The sequence below is a fragment of the Martinezella multihospitum genome (assembly GCF_900094585.1).
In the GTDB taxonomy this organism is placed as follows: Bacteria; Pseudomonadota; Alphaproteobacteria; order Rhizobiales; family Rhizobiaceae; genus Rhizobium; species Rhizobium multihospitium.
The window spans coordinates 307457-329837 of the sequence record NZ_FMAG01000005.1; the positions used below are offsets into that span (position 1 = coordinate 307457).

Sequence of the window (22381 nt, forward strand, 5' to 3'; positions counted from 1 at the left end):
AAGGGGATAGCTGTGATCAAGTCGGAACTGGTGCAGATTGTTGCCGCCCGCAACCCGCATCTCTATCACCGCGACGTCGAAAATATCGTCAATGCAGTCCTGGATGAGATCACCGATGCGCTCGCCGCGGGAAACCGGGTTGAGCTTCGCGGCTTTGGCGCGTTTTCCGTCAAGAACCGGCCTTCGCGCTCTGGTCGCAACCCGCGCACGGGCGATACGGTCTTCGTCGAAGAAAAATGGGTTCCCTTCTTCAAGACGGGCAAGGAATTGCGCGAGCGCCTGAATCCGGGCGCCGGCGACGACGAGGAAGACGACAACTGATCGGGCCATTCCGGCCGAGTTTCCCCAAATGCGCCGACGGAAATAGTTATCGGACATGATTGTGCCGCGACGCGGTGGCACTTGAATTCAGCCGCCTCTTTTCTATTCTGCGGCTGATGGCGGCTTGGGTGCGAGGCATCCATGGCTGCGGACAAAGGAGCTGCGCAATGGCCAAGAAGATCGTCAATCTGCTGATATTGCTGCCGCTCGGCATCATCCTCATCATATTCTGCGTCGCCAACAGGCAAGCCGTGACATTGGCCCTCAATCCATTCCGGCCGGAAGATCAGGTGCTGTCGCTGAGTGCGCCGCTGTTCGTTTTGCTGTTTGTCGCCCTGATCCTCGGCATGATCGTCGGTGCCGCCGTCACCTGGTTTGCTCAGGGAAAGCATCGCAAACGTGCCCGCAATCAGTCGCGGGAAGCGGTGCGCTGGCAGGCCGAGGCCGATAAGCATCGCACGCGCGCCGAAGAGATCGCCGGGCAGCTGCCGTCAAAGTGAGGAGAGGTCGGCGAGCCGCATCTCTTTATAGTCACCCTCCGGCGAGGCGCCATCGCCGATGATCTCGAAGCCGAGCCTCCTATAGAAGGCCATGGCGCGGATGTTTTTGACCAGGCATTTCAGCCGGTAGCGACGCTGAGGCCATTCCGGCAGGCCGGTAAGCAGTGCCTTGCCGACGCCGCGTCCCTGGAAGGCCGGCAGAACATAAAGCATATGGACAAAGTCATCCGGCTCCCAGATCGCGGCAAAGCCGACAATCTCGCCATGCCCGTCCTCGCAGACGAACAAGCGTTCGCCATTGGTATGAATGGCGAAATCCTCGAGGGCGAAATGGCCGGGATCGACCCATAGGAATGTTTCGCGACGGACGTGGAGGTAGATCTCCGCAAGCTGCTGCATGTCCTGTTCGCGTGCAGGCCGGATGGCCCAGATCTCGAATGTCGATGTCATGATCGACTATATGGGGCCGAAATATTCCGCTGACAATCAGGCGCTCGCCTGGCCGTTGATGGCAGTGGTGAAATCGGCAAAAAACTGCTGAGCCAGCTTCTTGGCGCTGGAATCGACCAGGCGGGAGCCGAGCTGCGCGATCTTGCCACCGACCTGCGCCTTTGCCTCATATTGCAGGATCGTCTCGTTGCCGTCTTCCTTCAGCACGACATCCGCGCCGCCCTTGGCAAAGCCGGCAATGCCGCCCTTTCCTTCGCCCGAGATCGTATAGCTTTCCGGCGCATTGATGTTGGAAAGCTTGACCTCGCCATTGAAGGAAGCCGAAACGGGGCCGATCTTCAGCTTTACGGTTGCCGTCAGCTCCGTCGGGGAGACCCAGTCGAGGCTCTGGCAGCCGGGAATGCATTGCTTGAGGATTTCGGAATTGTTCAGCGCGGCCCAAACGGCATCTCTGGGTGCTGCGATCCGCTCCTCACCGGTCATGTCCATGCGCAATCCTCCCAATGTGACATTTTGTGCATGGATCATCGCAGATCGGAAAGCGCTTTGCCAAGTGGCGGCCAGATGCTATTTGCACGCACATATCAATTTTGAGACAAGCATGGTGAAACATAGGGAAAGCCGGCCCGGCCAGAAGGCTGCGAGCGGTCCAGGGGCAAAACCCCGGCGTGATATGCCCGGCAAGTCGCCGGCAAAGCCTGCGCATGCCTCAAGGCCAGCCAAGCCTTCGCGCGATCATAGCGAGCGCGTTGCCGAGCCGCGTGCCGCAGTATCTGCTGCCTCCGCGCCCGAACGCCCGCTGATCGCCCGCACCGGCGAGCGGCCGGCCGAGCGCGTGCCCGTGATCCTCGAGTCGCTCGGCGCCGGCGATTTTCACCTGATCGACAGCGGTAATGGCCTGAAGCTCGAACAATACGGTCCCTACCGCATCGTTCGGCCTGAGGCACAGGCGCTGTGGCCGCCGTCGCTTGCCGCGCATATCTGGGACAATGCCGATGCCGTCTTTACCGGCGATACGGACGAGGACGGCATGGGCCGCTGGCGCTTTCCGCGCGAAGCGCTTGGCGAGACCTGGCCGCTGCAATTGCTCGGCGTCGATTTTCTCGGCCGCTTCACTGCGTTTCGCCATGTCGGCGTCTTCCCGGAGCAGATCGTGCATTGGGCCTGGATGAAGGAGCAGGTCGAGGCGGCGAAACGGCCGCTGAAGGTCCTGAACCTCTTCGGCTATACCGGTGTGGCGTCGCTCGTCGCCGCGGCTGCCGGCGCAGAAGTGACCCATGTAGATGCCTCCAAGAAGGCGATCGGCTGGGCACGCGAAAACCAGGCGCTGGGCCGCATGGAAAAGCTGCCGATCCGCTGGATCTGCGAGGATGCCATGAAGTTCATCCTGCGCGAAGAGCGGCGTGGCAGCAAATACGATATTATCCTGACCGACCCGCCGAAGTTCGGCCGCGGCCCGAATGGCGAGGTCTGGCATCTTTTCGAGCACCTGCCGCTGATGCTCGATATCTGCCGCGAGATCCTGTCGCCGAAGGCGCTCGGCCTGGTGCTCACGGCCTATTCCATCCGCGCCAGCTTCTACTCGATCCATGAGCTGATGCGCGAGACCATGCGCGGCGCCGGCGGCGTGGTCGAATCCGGCGAACTGGTCATCCGCGAAGCTGGCCTTGATGGCCGCACGCCGGGCAGGGCGCTTTCCACTTCTCTCTTCAGCCGCTGGGTGCCGAAATGAACCAGGATTTCCGCAATGACGGCCCGCGCAAGGTCGGACAGGTCAAGGAGGTCACCTCGCTTGCCAATCCGATCGTCAAGGACATCAAGGCGCTGACCGTCAAGAAGTCCCGCGAGGAAAGCGGCGCCTTCCTGGCCGAAGGGCTGAAGCTCGTCATCGATGCGCTGGAACTCGGCTGGACGATCCGCACGCTCGTTTACGCCAAGGCCGCCAAGGGCAAGCCGCTCGTCGAGCAGGTGGCCGCAAAGACGGTCGCCGCCGGCGGGCTGGTGCTCGAGGTCAGCGAAAAGGTCATCGGCTCGATTACCCGTCGCGACAACCCTCAAATGGTGGTCGGAGTCTTCGAGCAGCGCTGGCGGCCGCTTCGGGACGTCAGGCCGAAGGCAGGCGAAACCTGGGTGGCGCTCGACCGCGTGCGCGATCCCGGCAATCTCGGCACCATCATCCGCACCGCCGATGCGGCCGGCGCTTCCGGCGTTATCCTCGTCGGCGAGACGACGGATCCGTTTTCGCTGGAAACCGTGCGTGCCACCATGGGCTCGGTCTTTGCCGTTCCGGTCGTCAAGGCGACGCCGGAGGAGTTTCTGGCCTGGAAGAAGACGGCTGGTGTTGCCGTCGTCGCCACCCATCTGGCCGGCGCCGTCGATTACCGCACCATCGATTACAAGAAGAAGCCCGTCGTCATCCTGATGGGCAACGAGCAATCCGGCCTGCCGGATGCTCTGGCAAAAGAGGCCGACGCGCTTGCCCGCATCCCGCAGGCCGGCCGTGCCGATAGCCTCAATCTGGCGGTTGCGACGGCAGTCATGCTGTTCGAAGCCCGCCGCCATATCCTGACACTCACCTGATTCTGACACTTATCTAGCGAGACCAGATGACCGAAAGCGAGACCCACGAACAGCCGACTGCAAAGCCAGCCCTGTTTTCACGGCCCCTGCCCATCCTGATTTTCATCGTGGTCGCCGTTGTTCTCGATCAGGCCATCAAGATCATGGTCGATCACTGGTTGCCGCTGCAGGAAATGGTGCCTGTCATCCCGATGCTGGCGCTCTATCGCACCTACAATCTCGGGGTCGCCTTCTCGATGCTCTCTGGCATGGACGGCTGGTTCATCGTCGGGATGCGCCTCGTTATCGTCGCCTTCGTGCTGTGGCTCTGGCGGCGCACGCCCGATCATCGCTGGCTTGCTCATACGGGCTTTGCCCTCATCATTGCCGGCGCGCTCGGCAATCTGCTCGACCGCTTCCTCTATGGTCACGTGATCGATTATATCCTGTTCCATACGCAGACATGGTCTTTCGCCGTTTTCAATCTTGCCGACAGTTTCATCACGGTCGGGGCGGGCTGCGTCATTCTCGACGAGCTTCTGATGCCGAAAAAGGCAAAAGCTTAAAATTCTAGCGAATCCCTGAAGGCATCAGGAAGAATGCCCATGTTAGCCAGACTGCATGAGCACTCTGGCAGATTTGCAGGAAAAGCTTGCCGCGGCGGCAGTTCACGACCAAACGGGACCGATCGAAGGGCCGGCCGCCGACGAGTCGTTGCTTGCAAAATCGACCGCGCCGCGTGAGGCAAGCCAGCACTCGGCGCTGCCTGCGCAAGCTTGGTGGCTGCAAAGCCATTGGCTGAATGGCGGCGGTCTTGCGGCGGGGGGCGCCTTTCTTGCGATCGGCTTTGCCGGAGGTCCATTGGTGCTTGTAGGCTTTCTTGGCCTCGCAGCCCTTACGTTCGCAGCCGTCGGCATTGTCGAAGCCCGAAACGCCGCCCGCGAGCCCGAGGTTGCCGCCGCCGATTTCAGCGAGAGCGATCACGATCGCCTATGGGAGCACAAGGAAAGCACTAGCCTCCTTGCCACGGTCCACGATGCGCTCGGGGACATCGCGGTCACGCGCAGCATCGACCGCCGGATTCTGCACGCCAACGCTACCTTCAGCAGATTGACCGGCAGGTCGCACCCCGAGGGCCTGACGCTGGAAGAGGCTGGCCTCGTATTCCGTGCCGTCACCGATGCGAAGCATCAGGATGCGGAAATTGCAACGCCCGAGGGCCGGCGCATCTTCGCCTGGCACGATGTCATGTTCCGCGATGCGACGACCGGGCAATTATGCATACAGAGCATCGCGCGCGACGTGACGGAGGAGCGACAGACGGCCCGCCTGCGCGAAGACGCGCGGCTGAAAGCCGAATACAACAGTGCCGCCAAATCACGGCTGCTCGCCACAGTCAGCCACGAGATCCGCACGCCGCTGTCGGGCATTCTCGGCATGAACCATCTGCTTGCCCAGACGCCATTGACCCTGGAGCAGGCAAATTACCTGACCGGCATTCGCCAATCGGGTCACGCGCTGGTGCAGCTGGTCGAAGATCTCCTCGATTTCTCCACGATCGAAGTCGGTCGCTTCCAGTTGCATCCGCGCACGGAGCCTTTGCGGCCGCTGCTGGAAGGCGTCATCGAGATGCTCGCGCATCGAGCCCATGAGAAGGGCATCGAAATTGCCGCGAGCGTTGCGGCCGATGTTCCCGAGAGCATGGAATTCGATCCTGCCCGTTTGCGCCAGATCCTGTTCAACGTCATCGGCAATGCGGTGAAGTTCACCCAGACCGGCGGTGTTCTTGTCAGCGTCGACCTCAACGGCCGGGATTTGACGATATCGGTGCGCGATAGTGGTCCCGGTATGACCGAGGAAGAACAGGCCCGCGTCTTCGGCGAGTTCGAGCAGGCCGGTACCACGGTGGAGAGAAGCGCCGGCACCGGCCTTGGCCTTGCCATCTCCGCCCGCATCCTGCGCGAATTCGGCGGCGGGCTCAGCGTTGCCAGCGAGCGCGGCAAGGGCAGCGAATTCGTCATCTCCTTCCCGGTCGGCCTGAGTGCCGGGGAGGAAGGATACGATCGGCGCAATACCATGCTCAGGGGATCCCGTATCCTGCTGCTGGCTCCCGAAGGGGCGGCAAGCACGGCCATCATGCGAACCATCCAGACCCTTGGCGGCCATTGCCGGCTGATTGGCCCGGGCGACATGGACGACCTGCTGCCTTCGTTTCCGATGGGCGAGGGCGGGGTCTGGACGGATCTCATCGTCGACCATCGCATGGCACCCTGGTACTTCAGCGAGGGAAATGCGCTTGCGGTGCCTCGGCTGCGCAAGATCTTCCTGGTCAATCCCGAGGAGCGCAACACCCATCCGCTCGACCTTTTCGACGCCTGGCTCATCCGGCCGCTGCGCGAACAGTCGCTGATCGATGTGCTCAGAGGCCGCATGCGCGGCATGGAAAAGCGCGAAGCCTTGATCGAGGCCGTTTCCGAGATCGGCATCACGACGCCTGAGGCGGAGGAAGACCGCACGCTCGATATTCTGCTCGGCGAAGATGATCCGGTCAATGCGATGCTGGTTCGGGCCATGCTCTCCAAGGCTGGTCACAGGGTTCGCCTCGTCGAGGATTTCGATGGCCTTCGAGCCCGCACCGAAGACGCCGAAGCGCGGCCGGAGGTGCTGGTGACGGATTTCAACATGCCGGGTGGTACGGGTGCGGCTGTGCTTGCCCAATTGCGCGCTCATGAGCGCAGGCATGGCCTGCCGCCGCTTCCGATCATCGTGCTCACCGCAGACAGCCGCGATTCGATCCGTCGTCAGGCATTGCTGGCCGGAGCTGATGCCGTCATCGTCAAGCCGGTCGATCCCGAAAAGCTGACGACCGCGCTACGCGGCCTGTCGAGGTCGGTCTTCGAACGCGCCTAGAAATTATCCGTGATCTGCGGATGGAAATTGCAAAGCCGGCTCATCAATGCCCGATAGAGGCCGGTGATATGGCTCAACTTACGGCAATTGTCATCGCTAAGTTGGGGACGGCGCGTCCATTCGAAAAATTGCAATGGGCACGGTTCTTGCTTTTAGCCAAGCTGCGTGTCACTTTCCTGTCGCACGAATTTGGTTTATGGCGCTATATCGGCCCGTAGGGGGAGAATCGCCATGTCCATCGAAATTTTGAATCGCGAAGCTCAGGGCGAAATGGTTCAGTCTTCAAAGGCAACGGTTGAGCCGGTTGCCAGCGATGTGCTCGGACGCATCGGAAATCTAGAAACGCGCCTTGCCCGCACGGCGCGCGAAATCGATGCCGCTCAGGCCGTCCGCTACCGCGTTTTCGTCGAAGAGATGAACGCGCAACTGCCGGCCGACGCCATGCGTCGTCAGCGCGATGTTGATAGCTGGGACGCCATTTGCGACCATCTTCTGGTGCTGGACCGTTCGCTCGAGGGCGATCCGGAAGACCAGATCGTCGGTACCTATCGCCTGCTGCGCCAGGAAGTGGCCATGGCCAATGGCGGCTTCTATTCCTCGTCGGAATTCGACATTGATGCGCTGCTTGCCCGTCATCCCGACAAGCGCTTCATGGAGCTCGGCCGTTCCTGCGTGCTGCCGGATTACCGCAACAAGCGCACGGTGGAACTGCTCTGGCAGGGCAACTGGGCCTATGCGCTGAAGCATGGCATGGGCGCCATGTTCGGTTGCGCATCCTTCCCTGGCATTCTGCCGGAGCAGCATGCGCTGGCGCTTTCCTTCCTCTACCACAATGTCCTTGCCAAGGACGAATGGGCCGTCGGCGCGCTGCCGTCGCTCGCCCGCAACATGGATTTGATGCCGGTCGAGGCCGTCAATCCGAAGAAGGCGCTGATGTCGCTGCCGCCCTTGATCAAGGGCTATCTGCGTCTCGGCGCCATGGTCGGCTCGACAGCCGTGGTCGATCAGGCGTTCAATACGACGGATGTTCTGATCGTCCTGCCGATTGCCAGTATCTCCAACCGCTACGTGAATTATTACGGCGCGGATGCCGGTCGCTTTGCCAGCTGACGAGTTGTGTGAAAACAAAGAGATAGAGCGGTTCGGAGATTCCGTGGAGAGCTGAACCGCTCTAAGGGATCGCGAAAATATCGATCGCATCCGTGATGCCGCGCAATGCGACATGATGCGATTGCGGCGTCAGGCCGCGCCTTGTCATCAGCTCGGCAGCACGAGGATGATCGAGCACCGAGCTGGTGGCGAATATTTCGCGTGATGTGGCGAGATGCTGGACGCGGGACGCGATATTGACCGTCTGCCCGAAATAATCCTGCCGTTCATTCAGGCTTACGGCGATGCACGGCCCCTCGTGAATGCCGATTTTCAGGAGAAGATCGTCGTTGCCGCGCTCATTGTTGAGGCTGAGCATGGCCTCGCGCATCCGCATTGCCGCTATCAGTGCGCGGTCCGGCGTCGGAAAGGTGGCCATGACGGCATCGCCGATGGTTTTGACGACGGCACCCGCTTCCGCCGCTACGATTTCGTGCAGGATGCCGAAATGCGTCTTGACCAGATCGAAGGCTGCGAGATCGCCGACCCTTTCGTATAATTCCGTCGAACCGCGCAGATCGGTGAACAGAAAGGTGAGGCTGGTGATTTTCAGCCTCTGGTCGATGTCGATCGTATCGGTGCGGTAGATGTCGCGGAACGTCTGGTTGGAGAGCAGGTGCTTGGCAGTCAGAAATGGCCTGCGTTGTCCAAGCAGGGTATGAAGAGCGTCGTTGGCCACGCAGATCGATGGCAGCACCCGAAGGTCCGTGTGGTTCTCCATTTGAACGCGCAAAGGGCCGGGTCGCAATTCGATGGCCTCGCTGTGGCGGTGCATGCGATCGAAAACGAGTGAGAGAGCTTGCCGTTCCTTCGATGGCTCCCCCTTCACATCGAGGAATTGCGCGGCATGCGTGACCGGCTCGAAGATGATGGTGAATTCCGCCGGCAATTGAAGCGATATAACCGCTTTCTCGCCGGGCGGCAGTTCCAGGGATTCCAGCACGAACTGATCGACCTTCTCTTCGTAACCCTCATCGGGAAGGTCGATGCCCGAGCCCCAATAGATCTGGCGGAAATATTCGAGCGGCGGCAGGTCGTGCGGATTATGCGCTTCAATGTGGCGCACGCGCGGACTGACGGTGAAGGTGACTTCGACCATCTCGTCGAGCGTCGGCTCGTAGCCGGCTGCGCAAAGCGTGCAGTTATAGGTTTCGCTTTGTACCGTTTTCAGCGAGGTATTGGCATCCAGCACCCCGCCGCAGCCGGGACAAAGAACATTCCACGACATCTCGAACAGGCCGAGGCGCGAGGCGTGCAGGAAGGCGTTGACGGTCGGTTCATCATCGAAGCCGTGGCTGGCTGCGAAGGCGAGTGCATTCACACGGTTGAGCTTGCGGTCGGGCGCCTCAAGAACGAGCCGCTCGATAGCATCGACAATGTCAGGCTGCGCTGAATGGCGCAGCACTCCAAACAGGACCTGAGCTTCACTCATCCCCCCATTTTACACCGAATTGATACGGCAGCCCATCACCTTTGTTGGGTCGCCGGCTCAGTCTTATGGGGTAGTGGTCACGAACCCGCGCCATAGGCCGCGATGGCGGCCATGTTGACGATATCGGAATCCTTGGCGCCCATCGAGGTGATCTGCACCGGCTTGTCGAGGCCGACGAGCAGCGGCCCGATCACCGTGGAGCCACCGAGCTCCTGCAGCATCTTGGTGGAAATCGCCGCCGAGTGGAAAGCCGGCATGATCAGCACGTTTGCCGGTCCGGAAAGCCGCGAGAACGGATAGAGGCTCTCCATGACCTTGCGGTTCAGCGCCACGTCGGCTGCCATTTCACCGTCGAATTCGAAATTCACATAGCGCTTGTCGAGGATGTTTACGGCCTCGCGCACGCGCTCGGAACGTTCGCCCGAGGGATGGCCGAAGGTGGAATAGGCAAGCATGGCGACGCGCGGCTCATAGCCCATGCGCCGCGCGAAGCCGGCGGCCTCTTCGGCGATATCGGCCAGCTCCTCGGCGGACGGCATGTCGTGCACGGCGGTATCGGCGACGAAGACGGTGCGACCGCGGGCAAGCACGATCGACACGCCGATAACCCGATGCCCGGGCTTGGCGTCGATGCAGCGCCGCACGTCGCCCAGCGCCGTCGAATAATTGCGCGTCACGCCCGTCACCATGCCATCGGCATCGCCCAGCGCCACCATGCAGGCGGCGAAGTGATTGCGGTCATTGTGGATCAGGCGCGTCACATCGCGATGCAGATAGCCCTGGCGCTGCAGCCGGGCATAGAGATAGTCGATATAGGCATCGCCCCTCTTCGAGATGCGGGCATTGACGATCTCGAGACCTGGGCGGTTGAGATCGATGCCGGCACGTTCGGCCGTCGCTTCGATCAGGTCTTCGCGGCCGAGCAGGATTGCCGTGCCGAGCCCCTGGTTGGCGTAGGAGAGAGCGGCGCGCATGACCTGCTCTTCTTCCGCCTCGGCAAAGACGATGCGCTTCTGATGCCGGCGTACGCGCTCGTAGAGCTGCGACAGCGTTGAGGCGATCGGATCGCGCCGGGCCGACAGTTCGCGCGCATAGGCGTCCATATCGGGCATGTCGCGACGGGCGACGCCGCTTTCGATCGCCGCCTTGGCGACAGCCACCGGAATGGCCGAGATCAGGCGCGGGTCGAAGGGCACGGGGATGATGTACTGCGCGCCAAAGCGCGGCCGTGCGCCCTGGTAGGCGGCGACCACGTCGTCAGGCACGTCCTCGCGCGCCAGGCTCGCCAGCGCGTTGACGGCGGCGATCTTCATCTCGTCATTGATGGTGCTGGCGCGAACGTCGAGCGCACCGCGGAAGATATAAGGGAAGCCGAGAACGTTGTTGACCTGGTTGGGATAATCCGAGCGGCCCGTCGCCATGATGGCGTCGTCGCGGATGCGGGCAACTTCTTCCGGCGTGATTTCCGGATCGGGATTGGCCATGGCGAAGATGATCGGCTTGTCCGCCAGGGAGCGGATCATGTCTTCGGAGAAGGCATCTTTCTGCGAAAGGCCGAGAACTACGTCGGCACCCTTCATCGCTTCCGCCAGCGTGCGCTTGTCTGTCTTGACCGCATGCGCCGACTTCCACTGGTTCATGCCCTCGCTGCGGCCCTGGTAGATCACGCCCTTGGTATCGCAAAGGATGATGTTTTCCGGGTTGAAGCCCATGGCCTTGATGAGTTCGATGCAGGCGATGGCGGCGGCACCGGCGCCGTTGCAGACGAGCTTGGTGGTCTTCAGGTCGCGGCCGGTCAGTTCGAGCGCGTTGATGAGGCCGGCGGCGGCGATGATGGCGGTGCCATGCTGGTCATCATGGAACACCGGGATATCCATGAGCTCGCGCAGCCGCTGCTCGATGATAAAGCAGTCGGGCGCCTTGATGTCTTCCAGATTGATGCCGCCGAAGGAGGGGCCGAGATAGCGCACGCAATTGATGAATTCGTCGACATTCTCGGTATCGATCTCGAGGTCGATCGAATCCACGTCGGCGAAGCGCTTGAAGAGAACCGACTTGCCTTCCATGACCGGCTTTGAGGCGAGTGCGCCGAGATTGCCGAGGCCGAGAATAGCCGTGCCGTTGGAGATGACCGCGACCATGTTGCCGCGCGAGGTATAGTCATAGGCGGTGGCCGGATCGGCCGCGATCGCTTTCACCGGAACGGCAACGCCGGGCGAATAGGCAAGGGAAAGATCGCGCTGAGTCGCCATCGGCTTGGTCGGGTTGATCTCAAGCTTGCCGGGGCGGCCGTTCTTGTGGAAGTCCAGTGCTTCCTGATCGGTGATCCCGGCTCCCGGACGCGACTTGCTCTTGCTGTCAGCCATTGTTCCTCCAAACCTCCTGTGGGCGACCGGTCCCTCTTGTCCGATAGCTGTTGTCTTCTATAGCGGCGCGCGGATAGGGTGGCACCTCATTTTTTTGGAAAAACTGCACCTCCGTGAACGAACGTATTAACGCCAGCATCGATGCTTTCTCGGCCGCCGAGCTTGCCTCGGAGGAGAGCCGCGCCTCGGCCACTCCGATGATGGAGCAATATATCGAGATCAAGGCGAACAATCCCGGTTCGCTGCTGTTCTATCGCATGGGCGATTTCTACGAATTGTTTTTTGAGGACGCCATCGACGCCTCGCGCGCGCTCGGCATCACGCTGACGAAGCGCGGCCAGCACATGGGGCAGGATATCCCGATGTGCGGCGTACCTGTTCACGCCGCCGACGACTATCTGCAGAAGCTGATCTCCCTGGGTTTCCGTGTCGCCGTCTGCGAACAGGTGGAAGATCCTTCAGAGGCGAAGAAGCGCGGTGGCAAATCGGTGGTGCGGCGCGATGTCGTGCGTCTGGTGACGCCGGGCACGATCACCGAAGAAAAGCTGCTTTCGCCTTCGGAATCCAATTATCTGATGACGTTGACCCGCATTCGCGGCGGCGCCGAGCCGCAGCTGGCGCTTGCCTGGATCGATATCTCGACGGGCGTCTTCCGCCTTGCCGAGACGGAAGCCTCGAGGCTGCTCGCCGATATCCTGCGCATCGATCCGAGAGAGCTGATCCTGCCGGATACGATGTTCCACGATCCCGAGCTGAAGCCGGTTTTCGATATACTCGGCCGCACCGCCGTCCCACAGCCGGCTGTCCTCTTCGACAGCGCCAGCGCCGAAGGCCGGATTACCCGCTATTTCGGCGTGTCGACGCTCGATGGTTTCGGCACCTTCAGCCGTGCCGAGCTTGCCGCCGCTGCTGCCGCGATCGCCTATGTCGAAAAGACCCAGCTTGCCGAGCGCCCGCCGCTCGGGCTGCCGGAGCGCGAAAGCGGCGCCTCGACGCTTTTCATCGATCCCGCCACCCGCGCCAATCTCGAACTGGTGCGCACGCTTTCGGGCGATCGCAATGGTTCGCTCCTGAAAGCGATCGATCGCACCGTGACCGGCGGCGGCGCCCGTCTTCTCGCCGAACGGCTGATGTCGCCGCTCACTGATCCCGCTCGCATCAACGAGCGCCTGGATTCGATCGGTTTTCTCGCAGAGGAGCCATCGCTTTCGAGCGATCTGCGTTCGGCATTGAAGCATGTGCCCGACATGCCGCGCGCCCTGTCGCGCCTCGCGCTCGATCGCGGCGGCCCGCGCGATCTCTGGGCGATCCGACAGGGACTGGCCGCTGCCGCTGATCTCGCCCGTATGCTCGGTGCCGCACTTCTGCCGGAAGAGCTTGCCGCTGCCTTGGCCAGCCTGCAGGCTTTGCCGGCCGATCTTGAAGCGATGCTTGCCGCAACCCTTGCCGAAGAACTGCCCCTGCTGAAGCGTGATGGCGGCTTCCTGCGCGAGGGTGCGAATGCCGAGCTCGACGAAGTACGCGCCTTGCGCGATCAGTCCCGCCGCGTCATCGCCGGCCTGCAGCTGCAATATGCCGATGAAACCGGCATCAAGTCGCTGAAGATCAAGCACAACAATGTGCTCGGCTATTTCATCGAGGTCACGGCCGGCAATGCCGGTCCGATGACGGACACGAGCGAAGCCAAGGCGCGCTTCATCCATCGCCAGACCATGGCGAACGCCATGCGCTTTACGACGACCGAGCTTGCCGACCTCGAAAGCCGCATCGCCAATGCCGCCGACAAGGCGCTGGCGATCGAGCTGGAAGCCTTCGACCGCATGGTCGCGGCTGTTGTGGCCGCTGCCGAAGCGATCAAGGCTGGCGCTCGCGCGCTGTCCGTAATCGATGTCGCAGCCGGGCTTGCGCTGCTGGCCGAAGAGCAGGCCTATTGCCGGCCTGTCGTCGATGGCAGCCGGATGTTTGCCATCGAAGGCGGCCGCCATCCGGTCGTCGAGCAAGCGCTCCGCCGTCAGGCCGGCGGACCCTTCGTCGCCAACAATTGCGACCTCTCGCCGAAGTCCGACGGTAAGGATGGCGCCATCTGGCTTCTGACCGGTCCGAACATGGGCGGTAAATCCACCTTCCTGCGTCAGAATGCTTTGATCGCCATTCTCGCGCAAATGGGCTCCTTCGTGCCTGCTGCGTCGGCCCATATCGGCATTGTCGACCGGCTGTTCTCGCGCGTCGGCGCGTCCGACGATCTGGCGCGGGGACGCTCCACTTTCATGGTCGAAATGGTCGAGACGGCGGCGATCCTCAACCAGGCGACCGAACGTTCCCTCGTCATCCTCGACGAGATCGGCCGGGGCACCGCGACTTTCGACGGCCTGTCCATTGCCTGGGCCGCCGTCGAGCATCTGCACGAAGCCAATCGATGCCGCGGCCTCTTCGCCACGCATTTCCATGAGCTGACCGTACTTTCGGAAAAGCTCGGGCGGCTTTCCAATGCCACCATGCGCGTCAAGGAATGGGATGGCGATGTCATCTTCCTGCACGAGGTCGGGCCGGGTGCTGCCGATCGCTCCTATGGCATTCAGGTGGCGCGTCTCGCCGGCCTGCCGGCTTCCGTCGTGGCGCGCGCCCGCGATGTCCTGACGCGGCTTGAAGATGCCGATCGCAAGAATCCGGCGAGCCAGCTCATTGACGATCTGCCGCTCTTCCAGGTGGCGGTCCGCCGGGAAGAGGTGATCGGCAAACGGGAGCCCTCCAAGGTCGAGGAACGGCTGAAGACTCTCGATCTCGACGATCTCACGCCGCGCGCCGCCCTTGACGTGCTTTACGAGCTGAAGAAAACCCTCAACAAGACCGGCTGACACAGGCGATATTCCAAGGACAGCATGATGTATCTCGAAGTTCTTCTCGCCGAAGTCCGCATTCTGGGTGAGCGCTTCTCTCCAATCGCCGCGCGCGGCAAGATCTGCGGCGAGGGCGAAGCCCCGGACTGTGAATCCGATCGGGGCCTGCTCGACATCACGCTGTCCTGCAGCCGCATTTCCGACATCTGCTCGAAGATCGCAAAGGCTGGCTATTGGGAATGCGAGCGCGAGATGGTGACACAGATCGGCGCCCAGTCGCGAAACATATTGTATAGTTTGAACGAGCTCAGACGGGCGCTTGAGCCGGCAAGGCCCTAAAACTGCCGATTTCTGCGGCGATTGCCGTCACGCTTCGTCAACTTTGGCCCGATAAAAATCTTGAGGTTCGTCGATTCGCCATGGTCGGCTGAGGCTGGCGTCGAGGAACCGGGCATAGAATGCCTGTGTCAATCGTAGGCCAAAGAGGCTATAGCGCATGCAGACGAAAAGACAGGCGCGCCGGCAACGGGCCGCGGTCAGCGAAGAGAAAGCCGATCGGCAGAGCATGGAAACGCATCATATCGATTTTTCGACCATTCTCGATGTATCCGCGCTGAGGGCGGAGTGCGAGGCTCTTGCCAAACGCGGTCTGGACAAGAATGAAGAACGCTCCGCTCTGCTCGTTCTGTTGAAGAAGGCGAGCCAGGAAGGGCGTGAAGAGGCGCGGCGGTCGCTGATAGCCGATGGCAGCGGGCTCGATTGCGCGCATCGGATTTCCTGGCTGCAGGACCAGATCATCACCATCCTCTACGATTTCACTGTTCGTCACGTCTATCCGAAGCAGGCAGGCGCCTTCTCCGTTACAGCCGTCGGCGGCTACGGTCGCGATACGCTGGCGCCTGGTTCCGATATCGACCTGCTCTTCCTCTTCCGGCCCAAGCCTGAGAGTGAGACGCATAAGGCCGTTGAATTCATTCTCTACATGCTCTGGGACATGGGCTTCAAAGTCGGCCACGCGACACGCACGGTTGAGGAGTGCATCCGTGAAGCCAAGTCCGACATGACGGTGCGCACCGCCATTCTCGAGACCCGCTATATTTGTGGCAACGCGCCGCTTGCCAAGGAATTGGAGGCGCGCTTCGACAAGGAAATCGTCACCAATACCGGCCCGGAATTCATCGCCGCCAAGCTCGCCGAGCGTGACGAGCGCCACCGCAAGGCCGGCGATACCCGTTACCTTGTCGAGCCCAACGTCAAGGAAGGCAAGGGCGGCCTGCGCGACCTGCATACGCTGTTCTGGATCTCGAAATATTATTATCACGTCCGCGATCCCGCCGAGCTGGTGAAGCTCGGCGTACTCTCGAAGCAGGAATACCGTCTTTTCGAGAAGGCCGAGGATTTCCTCTGGGCCGTGCGCTGCCACATGCATTTCCTGACGGGCAAGGCGGAAGAGCGGCTTTCCTTCGATATCCAGCGCGATATCGCGGCAGCCCTCGACTATCATGCTCGCCCCGGCCTTTCGGCGGTCGAGCGCTTCATGAAGCACTATTTCCTCGTCGCCAAGGATGTGGGCGATCTCACCCGCATTCTCTGCGCGGCACTGGAGGACCAGCAGGCCAAGGCGACACCGGGGCTCACTGGTGTCATCAGCCGCTTTGCCAACCGCTCGCGCAAGATCCCCGGCACCGTCGAATTCGTCGAGGACCGCGGCCGCATCGCTCTTGCCAATCCCGATGTCTTCAAGCGCGATCCGGTGAGCCTCATCCGGCTGTTCTTCGTCGCCGATATCAACGGCCTGGAATTCCATCCGGATGCCCTGAAGCGCGTCACCCGCTCGCTGAACCTGATCGACAACGATCTGCGTGAGAACGAGGAAGCGAACCGACTGTTCCTGGCGATCCTGACCTCGAAGCGCGATCCCGCGCTGATCCTGCGCCGCATGAACGAGGCCGGCGTGCTCGGCCGTTTCATCCCGGAATTCGGCAAGATCGTCTCGATGATGCAGTTCAACATGTATCACCACTATACGGTGGACGAGCATCTGATCCGCGCCGTCGAGGTGCTGTCGGAAATCGACAAGGGCAAGGCCGAAGATATCCATCCGCTCACCAACAAGCTGATGCCGAACATCGAGGATCGCGATGCGCTCTATGTCGCCGTGCTCCTGCACGACATCGCCAAAGGCCGCGAGGAGGATCACTCGGAGGCCGGCGCCAAGGTCGCCCGCAAGCTCTGCCCGCGCTTCGGCCTCTCGCCGAAGCAGACGGAGCTGGTGGTCTGGCTGATCGCCGAGCACCTGACCATGTCGATGGTCGCCCAGACGCGCGATCTGACCGACCGCAAGACCATTATCGATTTCGCCGACCGGGTGCAGTCGCTCGACCGGTTGAAGATGCTGCTGATCCTGACGGTCTGCGATATCCGCGCCGTCGGCCCCGGTGTCTGGAACGGCTGGAAGGGCCAGCTGCTGCGCACCCTCTACTATGAAACCGAGCTGCTGCTGTCAGGCGGGTTCTCCGAAGTGTCGCGCAAGGAGCGGGCGGAGGCTGCAGCCGAGGCGCTGGAACACGCACTTGCGGACTGGAATCCAAAAGAGCGCAAGGCCTATGTCAAGCTGCACTATCAGCCCTATCTGCTGTCCGTGCCGCTGGAAGACCAGATCCGCCATACGCAGTTCATGCGTGAATCTGACAAGGCGGGCAAGGTGCTCGCCACGATGGTACGCACCGACAGCTTCCACGCCATCACCGAAATCACCGTGCTCTCGCCCGACCATCCGCGTCTTTTGACCGTGATCGCCGGTGCCTGTGCCGCCGCTGGCGCCAATATCGCCGATGCGCAGATCTTCACGACATCGGACGGTCGCGCGCTCGATACCATCCATGTCAGCCGCGAATTTCCCGACGATGCCGACGAACTGCGCCGCGCCGGCACCATCGGCAAGATGATCGAGGACGTGCTGGCCGGCCGCAAGCGGTTGCCGGAGGTCATCGCGACGCGGACGAAGAACCGCCGCAAGAACAAGGCTTTCGTCATCCCGCCGTCGGTCATCATCACCAACAGCCTCTCCAACAAGTTCACGGTCATCGAGGTCGAATGCCTCGACCGCCCCGGCCTGCTATCGGAAATCACGGCCGTTCTTTCGGACCTGTCGCTCGATATTCAGTCGGCCCGCATCACCACTTTCGGCGAAAAGGTCATCGATACCTTCTATGTCGCCGACCTGGTGGGCCAGAAGATTTCCAACGAGAACAGGCGAGCCTATATCACCGCACGCCTGAAAGCCGTCATGGCCGGCGAGGAGGATGAAATGCGCGAGCGCATGCCCTCCGGCATCATCGCACCCGCCGCCACGCGCGGCGTCGCCGTCGAAAAGTCAGACACTGAGAAGAAAGCCGGTTCCGCCGCATGAGCCTAGTCAAGAAATTCATCACGGTCGGTGGCGCGACGCTCGGCAGCCGCATCTTCGGCTTTGCTCGCGAAACGCTGATGGCGGCCGCGCTTGGCACCGGGCCGATGGCCGACGTCTTCTACGCCGCTTTCCGCTTTCCGAACCTCTTCCGACGGCTGTTCGCTGAAGGCGCCTTCAACGCTGCCTTCGTGCCGCTCTTCGCCAAGGAGATCGAGGCGAACGGCATCGAAGGCGCCAAGCGCTTTTCGGAGGAAGTGTTCGGCGTTCTCTTCTCCGTCCTGCTGCTGATCACCATCGTCATGGAACTGGCCATGCCGCTCCTGGTGCGTTGGGTCATCGCGCCCGGGTTCGCCGACGATGCCGAGAAATTCGACCTGACGGTCCGGTTGGCCGCCGTCATGTTCCCCTATCTGATGTCGATGTCGCTGACGGCGATGATGAGCGGCATGCTGAATTCGCTGCATCATTTCTTCGCCGCCGCCGTGGCTCCGATCTTCCTCAATCTGGTGATGATCAGCGCCCTGTTTTACGCAATCTATTACGGCGCCGACCCGCTGACCACCGCGTGGTACCTGTCCTGGTCGGTGCTGGTGGCGGGCGTGCTGCAGCTCGCCGTCGTCTATATCGGCGTGCGCCATGCCGGCATCAATATCGGCCTGCGTTTTCCGCGCTTCACGCCGAATGTCAAACGACTCCTGCTTCTTGCCATCCCGGCTGCCATCACCGGCGGCGTCACCCAGATCAATCTGGTGATCGGCCAGGCGATCGCCTCGGGCAAGGAAGGCGCGATCGCCGCCCTGCAATATGCAGACCGCATCTACCAGCTGCCGCTCGGCGTCGTCGGTGTCGCGGTTGGAATCGTGCTTCTGCCGGAACTGGCCCGCTCGCTGAAGTCAGGCCATATCGAGGAAGCCGCCAATATCCAGAACCGCTCGATCGAATTCGTGCTGTTCCTGACCCTGCCGGCCGCTGTTGCCCTCTGGCTTCTCTCTGACGATATCATCCGCGTGCTTTACGAGCGCGGCGCCTTTAACGCGGAAAATACAAAGCTGGTCGGCTCCATCCTCGCAATCTTCGGCCTTGGCCTGCCGGCTTTCGTGTTGATCAAGGCACTGCAGCCCGGCTTTTATGCCCGCGAAGATACGAAATCGCCAATGCGCTACACGGCGGTCGCCGTCGCCGTCAATTCGGCGCTGTCCATCCTGCTTTTCCCGGTACTGGCCGAACGAGGCATTGCGCTCGCCGAGGCGGTTGCCGGCTGGCTGAACGCTGTACAGCTCTTCGTCACGCTTTATCGCCGGGGACATCTTTCCTGGGAGTGGTCGCTGGCGCGCCGCACTGTGATGCTGCTCATCTCCTCCGCCGTCATGGGCGGCGTTATCGTATATTTGTCTGATCGCTGGGAGCCGCTTCTGGGAGGGAGCTCGTCGCTGCTCACCAAAACCGGCGTCCTGGGCTTGCTCATATTGATTGCGATGGTGGTGTATTTCGTTGTCGCCTTCCTGATCGGCGGCGTGGATTTGGGCATGATACGCCGCAAATTGAAGCGCAAGCCGGCAGCATCGGCGGCACCGGATGCGGAGACGGTGAATGGGGAGTAGGGGCAAATCAGAGGACGGCTTATGCCTCAACTACGGTACCCCCCTCTGTCACTGTCGTGACATCTCCCCCAGAAGGGGGGAGATTGGTAACATGTGGCAGCCTCTCGCAATCAACTAGCGTCGTATCTGCGGAATCTGAGCCTATTGTTTTTGCAGGATCTGCGGCAAACTCCCAACGATCTCCCCCCTTGTGGGGGAGATGTCCCGATAGGGACAGAGGGGGGTGCGCACTCTCCGCATATTCAAAATCTATTTGCTCTCGGAGCCCCTCATGTCCCAATCCCTCTTCCTCGTTGCCCTCGTTGTCGATGATTGCGATCGTGCCAAAGCCTTCTATTGCGATAGCCTCGACTTCGAATGCCTCCAGGACGAGGTGCAGCCGGAGGGCAAGCGCTGGGTGGTCATCAAGCCGAAAGGCGGGGAGGGAGCGGCACTCCTGCTCGCTCAAGCCGCAAGCGAAAGCCAGCGTGCCGCGATCGGCAACCAGACGGGCGGCCGCGTCGGCTTCTTCCTGAAGACCGATGATTTCGCCCGCGATCATGCGGCGATGAAGGCAAAGGGCGTGCGGTTCATGGAAGAGCCGCGCCACGAGGTCTATGGCACGGTGGCGGTCTTTGCCGATCCCTATGGCAACACCTGGGATTTGATTCAACATTCTTCCTGAGGCCGTCCCACATAGCCTCTTGATCCCAACCTATCCGCCGTGCATAAGCCGCTCGAAACCAAGGGTCGAGCGTGAGCTCGCCCGGGCCCTCCACAAGCCTTTTGAGGACGACATGACCGAATTCAAGCCGCTCGTATTCTCCGGCGTTCAGCCCACAGGCAATCTCCACCTCGGCAACTATCTCGGCGCAATCCGCAAGTTCGTGGCCCTGCAGGCCAACAATGACTGCATCTACTGCGTCGTCGACATGCATGCGCTGACGGCGCAGCTGGTGCATGAGGACATGCCGAACCAGACGCGCTCGATCACCGCGGCCTTTCTTGCCGCCGGCATCGACCCGGAAAAGCATATCGTCTTCAACCAGTCGGCCGTGCCGGGGCATGCCGAACTTGCCTGGATCTTCAACTGCGTCGCCCGTATCGGCTGGATGAACCGCATGACGCAGTTCAAGGACAAGGCCGGCAAGGACCGCGAGCAGGCCTCGCTCGGCCTTTACGCCTATCCGAGCCTGATGGCTGCCGACATCCTGCTCTACCGCGCCACGCATGTTCCGGTCGGCGACGACCAGAAGCAGCATCTGGAGCTGACCCGCGATATCGCCATGAAGTTCAATCTGGACTACATGGAGCATATCCGTCGCACGGGCTACGGCATCGATATCACCGTCGGCGACGAGCCGGTGCATGCCTATTTCCCGATGGTCGAGCCGCTGATCGATGGCCCGGCGCCGCGCGTCATGTCTCTGCGTGACGGCACCAAGAAGATGTCGAAATCCGATGCTTCGGACCTCTCGCGCATCAATCTGCTCGACGACGAGGAAAACATCTCGAAGAAGATCCGCAAAGCCAAGACCGATCCGGATGGCTTGCCGAGCGAAATCGCCGGTCTCGCCGGCCGCCCGGAAGCGGACAATCTGGTCGGCATCTATGCGGCGCTCGCCGATAAGTCGAAGGCCGACGTTCTCTCCGAATTCGGCGGCCAACAGTTCTCGGTCTTCAAGCCGGCGCTGGTCGATCTCGCCGTGCATGTGCTCTCGCCGATCACGATGGAAATGCGCCGCCTGATGGCCGATCCCGGCCATATCGACGCCGTTCTGCGCGATGGCAGCGCCCGTGCCCGTGCCCGTGCCGACGTCACCATGAAGCAGGTTCGCGACATTATCGGCTTTATTTATTGATGCCTTGCGGCGGAAGCTGCGAACGCAAATCTGCTAGACAGGAGCCTCTTGTGGTGATGTACCACAGGAGGCTTTTTTGATCTTCGGCGATCGGTAGATTCGGTCGAGAGGCAATATTTCTGCGGGAGGATAAATGGTGTCGAAACTGAATATCTTGCGGATTGCCTCTTTTTCGCAAGGTGAGACCGGCGGCAATCCGGCTGGCGTGTTAATTACGGAGAGCTTGCCCGATCCCGCTGAAATGCAGCAGATTGCTGCCGACGTGGGCTTCTCCGAAACGGCTTTCGCATGCCGTGATGGCGAGGCCTGGCGGGTGCGCTATTTTTCGCCCGAGTCGGAAGTTCCCTTCTGTGGTCACGCGACGATCGCTCTCGGAGCAGCGCTTGCCTTGCGAGAAGGTGATGGCATTTTTCCGCTGGTGCTCAACCACGCGAACATCACGGTCGAAGGGCATCGAAATAGTGATGCTTTGACGGCTGCGCTCCAATCGCCTCCGACAAGCAGTCAATCGCCGGCACCCGAACTGATATCCGAAGTCATGGCGTTGTTCGGATATTCGGCTGATGACCTTGATCCAACGATCCCGCCCGCGCTCGTAAACGGTGGCGCGCAGCATTTCGCACTGACCCTCAATTCTCGCAGCGCTCTTGCTTCGATGCAATATGATCTGAGCGCAGGGCGGTCGCTGATGATCCGCGAGGGTTGGGTCACAATCATACTCGCCTTTGCTGAAACGCCCCGATTGTTCCACACGCGCAATCCGTTTGCCTCTGGCGGCGTCTATGAAGACCCAGCAACCGGGGCTGCAACGGCAGCGTTCGCGGGCTATCTGCGTGATCTCGGTTGGCCGCATGGTGGGTCGATCGATATCATCCAGGGCGAGGATATGGGCATGCGATCCAGCCTTCACGCCGATATTCCGCAGACACTCGGAAGCTCTATTCGAGTATCGGGTTCCGCAAGGCTCATGACCGCGTAAGTTTACGAGGCCCAGACAGTCACA

19 protein-coding genes are annotated in these 22381 nt (G+C 61.3%); 15 read left to right on the top strand and 4 right to left on the bottom strand.

Translation table 11 applies throughout. From position 1 onward, the window contains the following. Positions 1 to 12 precede the first annotated feature (12 nt). Entirely contained in the window at positions 13 to 321 is a 309-nt protein-coding gene (locus tag GA0061103_RS22070; protein WP_015338608.1) for an integration host factor subunit beta, read from the top strand. 167 nt (positions 322 to 488) lie between these two features. Next, a complete protein-coding gene (locus GA0061103_RS22075; protein WP_092714969.1) occupies positions 489 to 821 on the top strand; it encodes a LapA family protein in 333 nt (110 codons plus the stop codon). Here the strand turns inward: GA0061103_RS22075 and GA0061103_RS22080 are convergent. Both GA0061103_RS22080 and GA0061103_RS22085 read right to left on the bottom strand, forming a co-directional pair. After that, positions 813 to 1271, bottom strand: coding sequence for a GNAT family N-acetyltransferase (locus GA0061103_RS22080; protein WP_092714971.1), 459 nt, complete (start codon positions 1269 to 1271; stop codon positions 813 to 815). The two genes, GA0061103_RS22075 and GA0061103_RS22080, sit on opposite strands and share 9 nt — an antisense overlap. A 36-nt stretch (positions 1272 to 1307) precedes the next feature. Then, positions 1308 to 1760 carry an SRPBCC family protein gene (locus GA0061103_RS22085; protein WP_092714973.1) on the bottom strand — a complete coding sequence of 151 codons (453 nt, stop codon included), beginning with the start codon at positions 1758 to 1760 and terminating at the stop codon, positions 1308 to 1310. Between the two features lie 115 nt (positions 1761 to 1875). On the opposite strand from GA0061103_RS22085, the gene GA0061103_RS22090 reads away from it, so the two are divergent. Genes GA0061103_RS22090 through olsB form a run of 6 tightly spaced genes read left to right on the top strand, consistent with a single transcriptional unit; the run spans position 1876 to position 7850 of the window. Next, on the top strand, positions 1876 to 3003 hold the full coding sequence (locus GA0061103_RS22090; protein WP_208603556.1) for a class I SAM-dependent methyltransferase: 1128 nt from the start codon (positions 1876 to 1878) through the stop codon (positions 3001 to 3003). Further along, a complete protein-coding gene (locus tag GA0061103_RS22095; protein ID WP_092714976.1) occupies positions 3000 to 3851 on the top strand; it encodes a TrmH family RNA methyltransferase in 852 nt (283 codons plus the stop codon). The genes GA0061103_RS22090 and GA0061103_RS22095 overlap by 4 nt, the downstream gene beginning before the upstream one ends. 26 nt (positions 3852 to 3877) lie before the next feature. Next, complete coding sequence (gene lspA, locus GA0061103_RS22100) at positions 3878 to 4396, top strand: signal peptidase II (protein ID WP_092714978.1); 519 nt, start codon at positions 3878 to 3880, stop codon at positions 4394 to 4396. 55 nt (positions 4397 to 4451) lie between these two features. After that, a complete protein-coding gene (locus GA0061103_RS22105; protein ID WP_092714980.1) occupies positions 4452 to 6740 on the top strand; it encodes a hybrid sensor histidine kinase/response regulator in 2289 nt (762 codons plus the stop codon). Between the two features lie 20 nt (positions 6741 to 6760). Beyond that, entirely contained in the window at positions 6761 to 6958 is a 198-nt protein-coding gene (locus GA0061103_RS22110; protein WP_092714982.1) for a hypothetical protein, read from the top strand. A 13-nt stretch (positions 6959 to 6971) separates the two neighbouring features. Beyond that, complete coding sequence (olsB, locus tag GA0061103_RS22115; protein ID WP_092714984.1) at positions 6972 to 7850, top strand: l-ornithine N(alpha)-acyltransferase; 879 nt, start codon at positions 6972 to 6974, stop codon at positions 7848 to 7850. 61 nt (positions 7851 to 7911) lie between these two features. Here the strand turns inward: olsB and GA0061103_RS22120 are convergent, their stop codons facing one another. Together GA0061103_RS22120 and GA0061103_RS22125 are read right to left on the bottom strand one after the other, a co-directional pair. Continuing rightward, a complete protein-coding gene (locus tag GA0061103_RS22120; RefSeq protein ID WP_092714986.1) occupies positions 7912 to 9321 on the bottom strand; it encodes an adenylate/guanylate cyclase domain-containing protein in 1410 nt (469 codons plus the stop codon). Positions 9322 to 9398: 77 nt separating this feature from the next. Then, positions 9399 to 11687 carry an NADP-dependent malic enzyme gene (locus GA0061103_RS22125; RefSeq protein ID WP_092714988.1) on the bottom strand — a complete coding sequence of 763 codons (2289 nt, stop codon included), beginning with the start codon at positions 11685 to 11687 and terminating at the stop codon, positions 9399 to 9401. 197 nt (positions 11688 to 11884) lie between these two features. On the opposite strand from GA0061103_RS22125, the gene mutS reads away from it, so the two are divergent. The 7 genes from mutS to GA0061103_RS22160 all read left to right on the top strand — a co-directional run bounded on the left by mutS (position 11885) and on the right by GA0061103_RS22160 (position 22357). Continuing rightward, on the top strand, positions 11885 to 14542 hold the full coding sequence (gene mutS, locus GA0061103_RS22130; protein WP_425349532.1) for a DNA mismatch repair protein MutS: 2658 nt from the start codon (positions 11885 to 11887) through the stop codon (positions 14540 to 14542). Positions 14543 to 14566: 24 nt separating this feature from the next. Further along, complete coding sequence (locus GA0061103_RS22135; RefSeq protein WP_244575268.1) at positions 14567 to 14863, top strand: hypothetical protein; 297 nt, start codon at positions 14567 to 14569, stop codon at positions 14861 to 14863. Positions 14864 to 15020: 157 nt separating this feature from the next. Continuing rightward, positions 15021 to 17936, top strand: coding sequence for a [protein-PII] uridylyltransferase (locus GA0061103_RS22140; RefSeq protein WP_092714994.1), 2916 nt, complete (start codon positions 15021 to 15023; stop codon positions 17934 to 17936). Further along, entirely contained in the window at positions 17933 to 19537 is a 1605-nt protein-coding gene (gene murJ, locus GA0061103_RS22145) for a murein biosynthesis integral membrane protein MurJ (protein ID WP_092714996.1), read from the top strand. The genes GA0061103_RS22140 and murJ overlap by 4 nt, the downstream gene beginning before the upstream one ends. A gap of 271 nt (positions 19538 to 19808) precedes the next feature. Further along, positions 19809 to 20201: a VOC family protein gene (locus GA0061103_RS22150; protein WP_092715199.1), complete on the top strand. Its 393-nt coding sequence runs from the start codon at positions 19809 to 19811 to the stop codon at positions 20199 to 20201. A 112-nt stretch (positions 20202 to 20313) separates the two neighbouring features. Then, complete coding sequence (gene trpS / locus GA0061103_RS22155; protein ID WP_092714998.1) at positions 20314 to 21378, top strand: tryptophan--tRNA ligase; 1065 nt, start codon at positions 20314 to 20316, stop codon at positions 21376 to 21378. A 145-nt stretch (positions 21379 to 21523) separates the two neighbouring features. Beyond that, positions 21524 to 22357 carry a PhzF family phenazine biosynthesis protein gene (locus GA0061103_RS22160; protein ID WP_167376630.1) on the top strand — a complete coding sequence of 278 codons (834 nt, stop codon included), beginning with the start codon at positions 21524 to 21526 and terminating at the stop codon, positions 22355 to 22357. Positions 22358 to 22381: the final 24 nt, after the last annotated feature.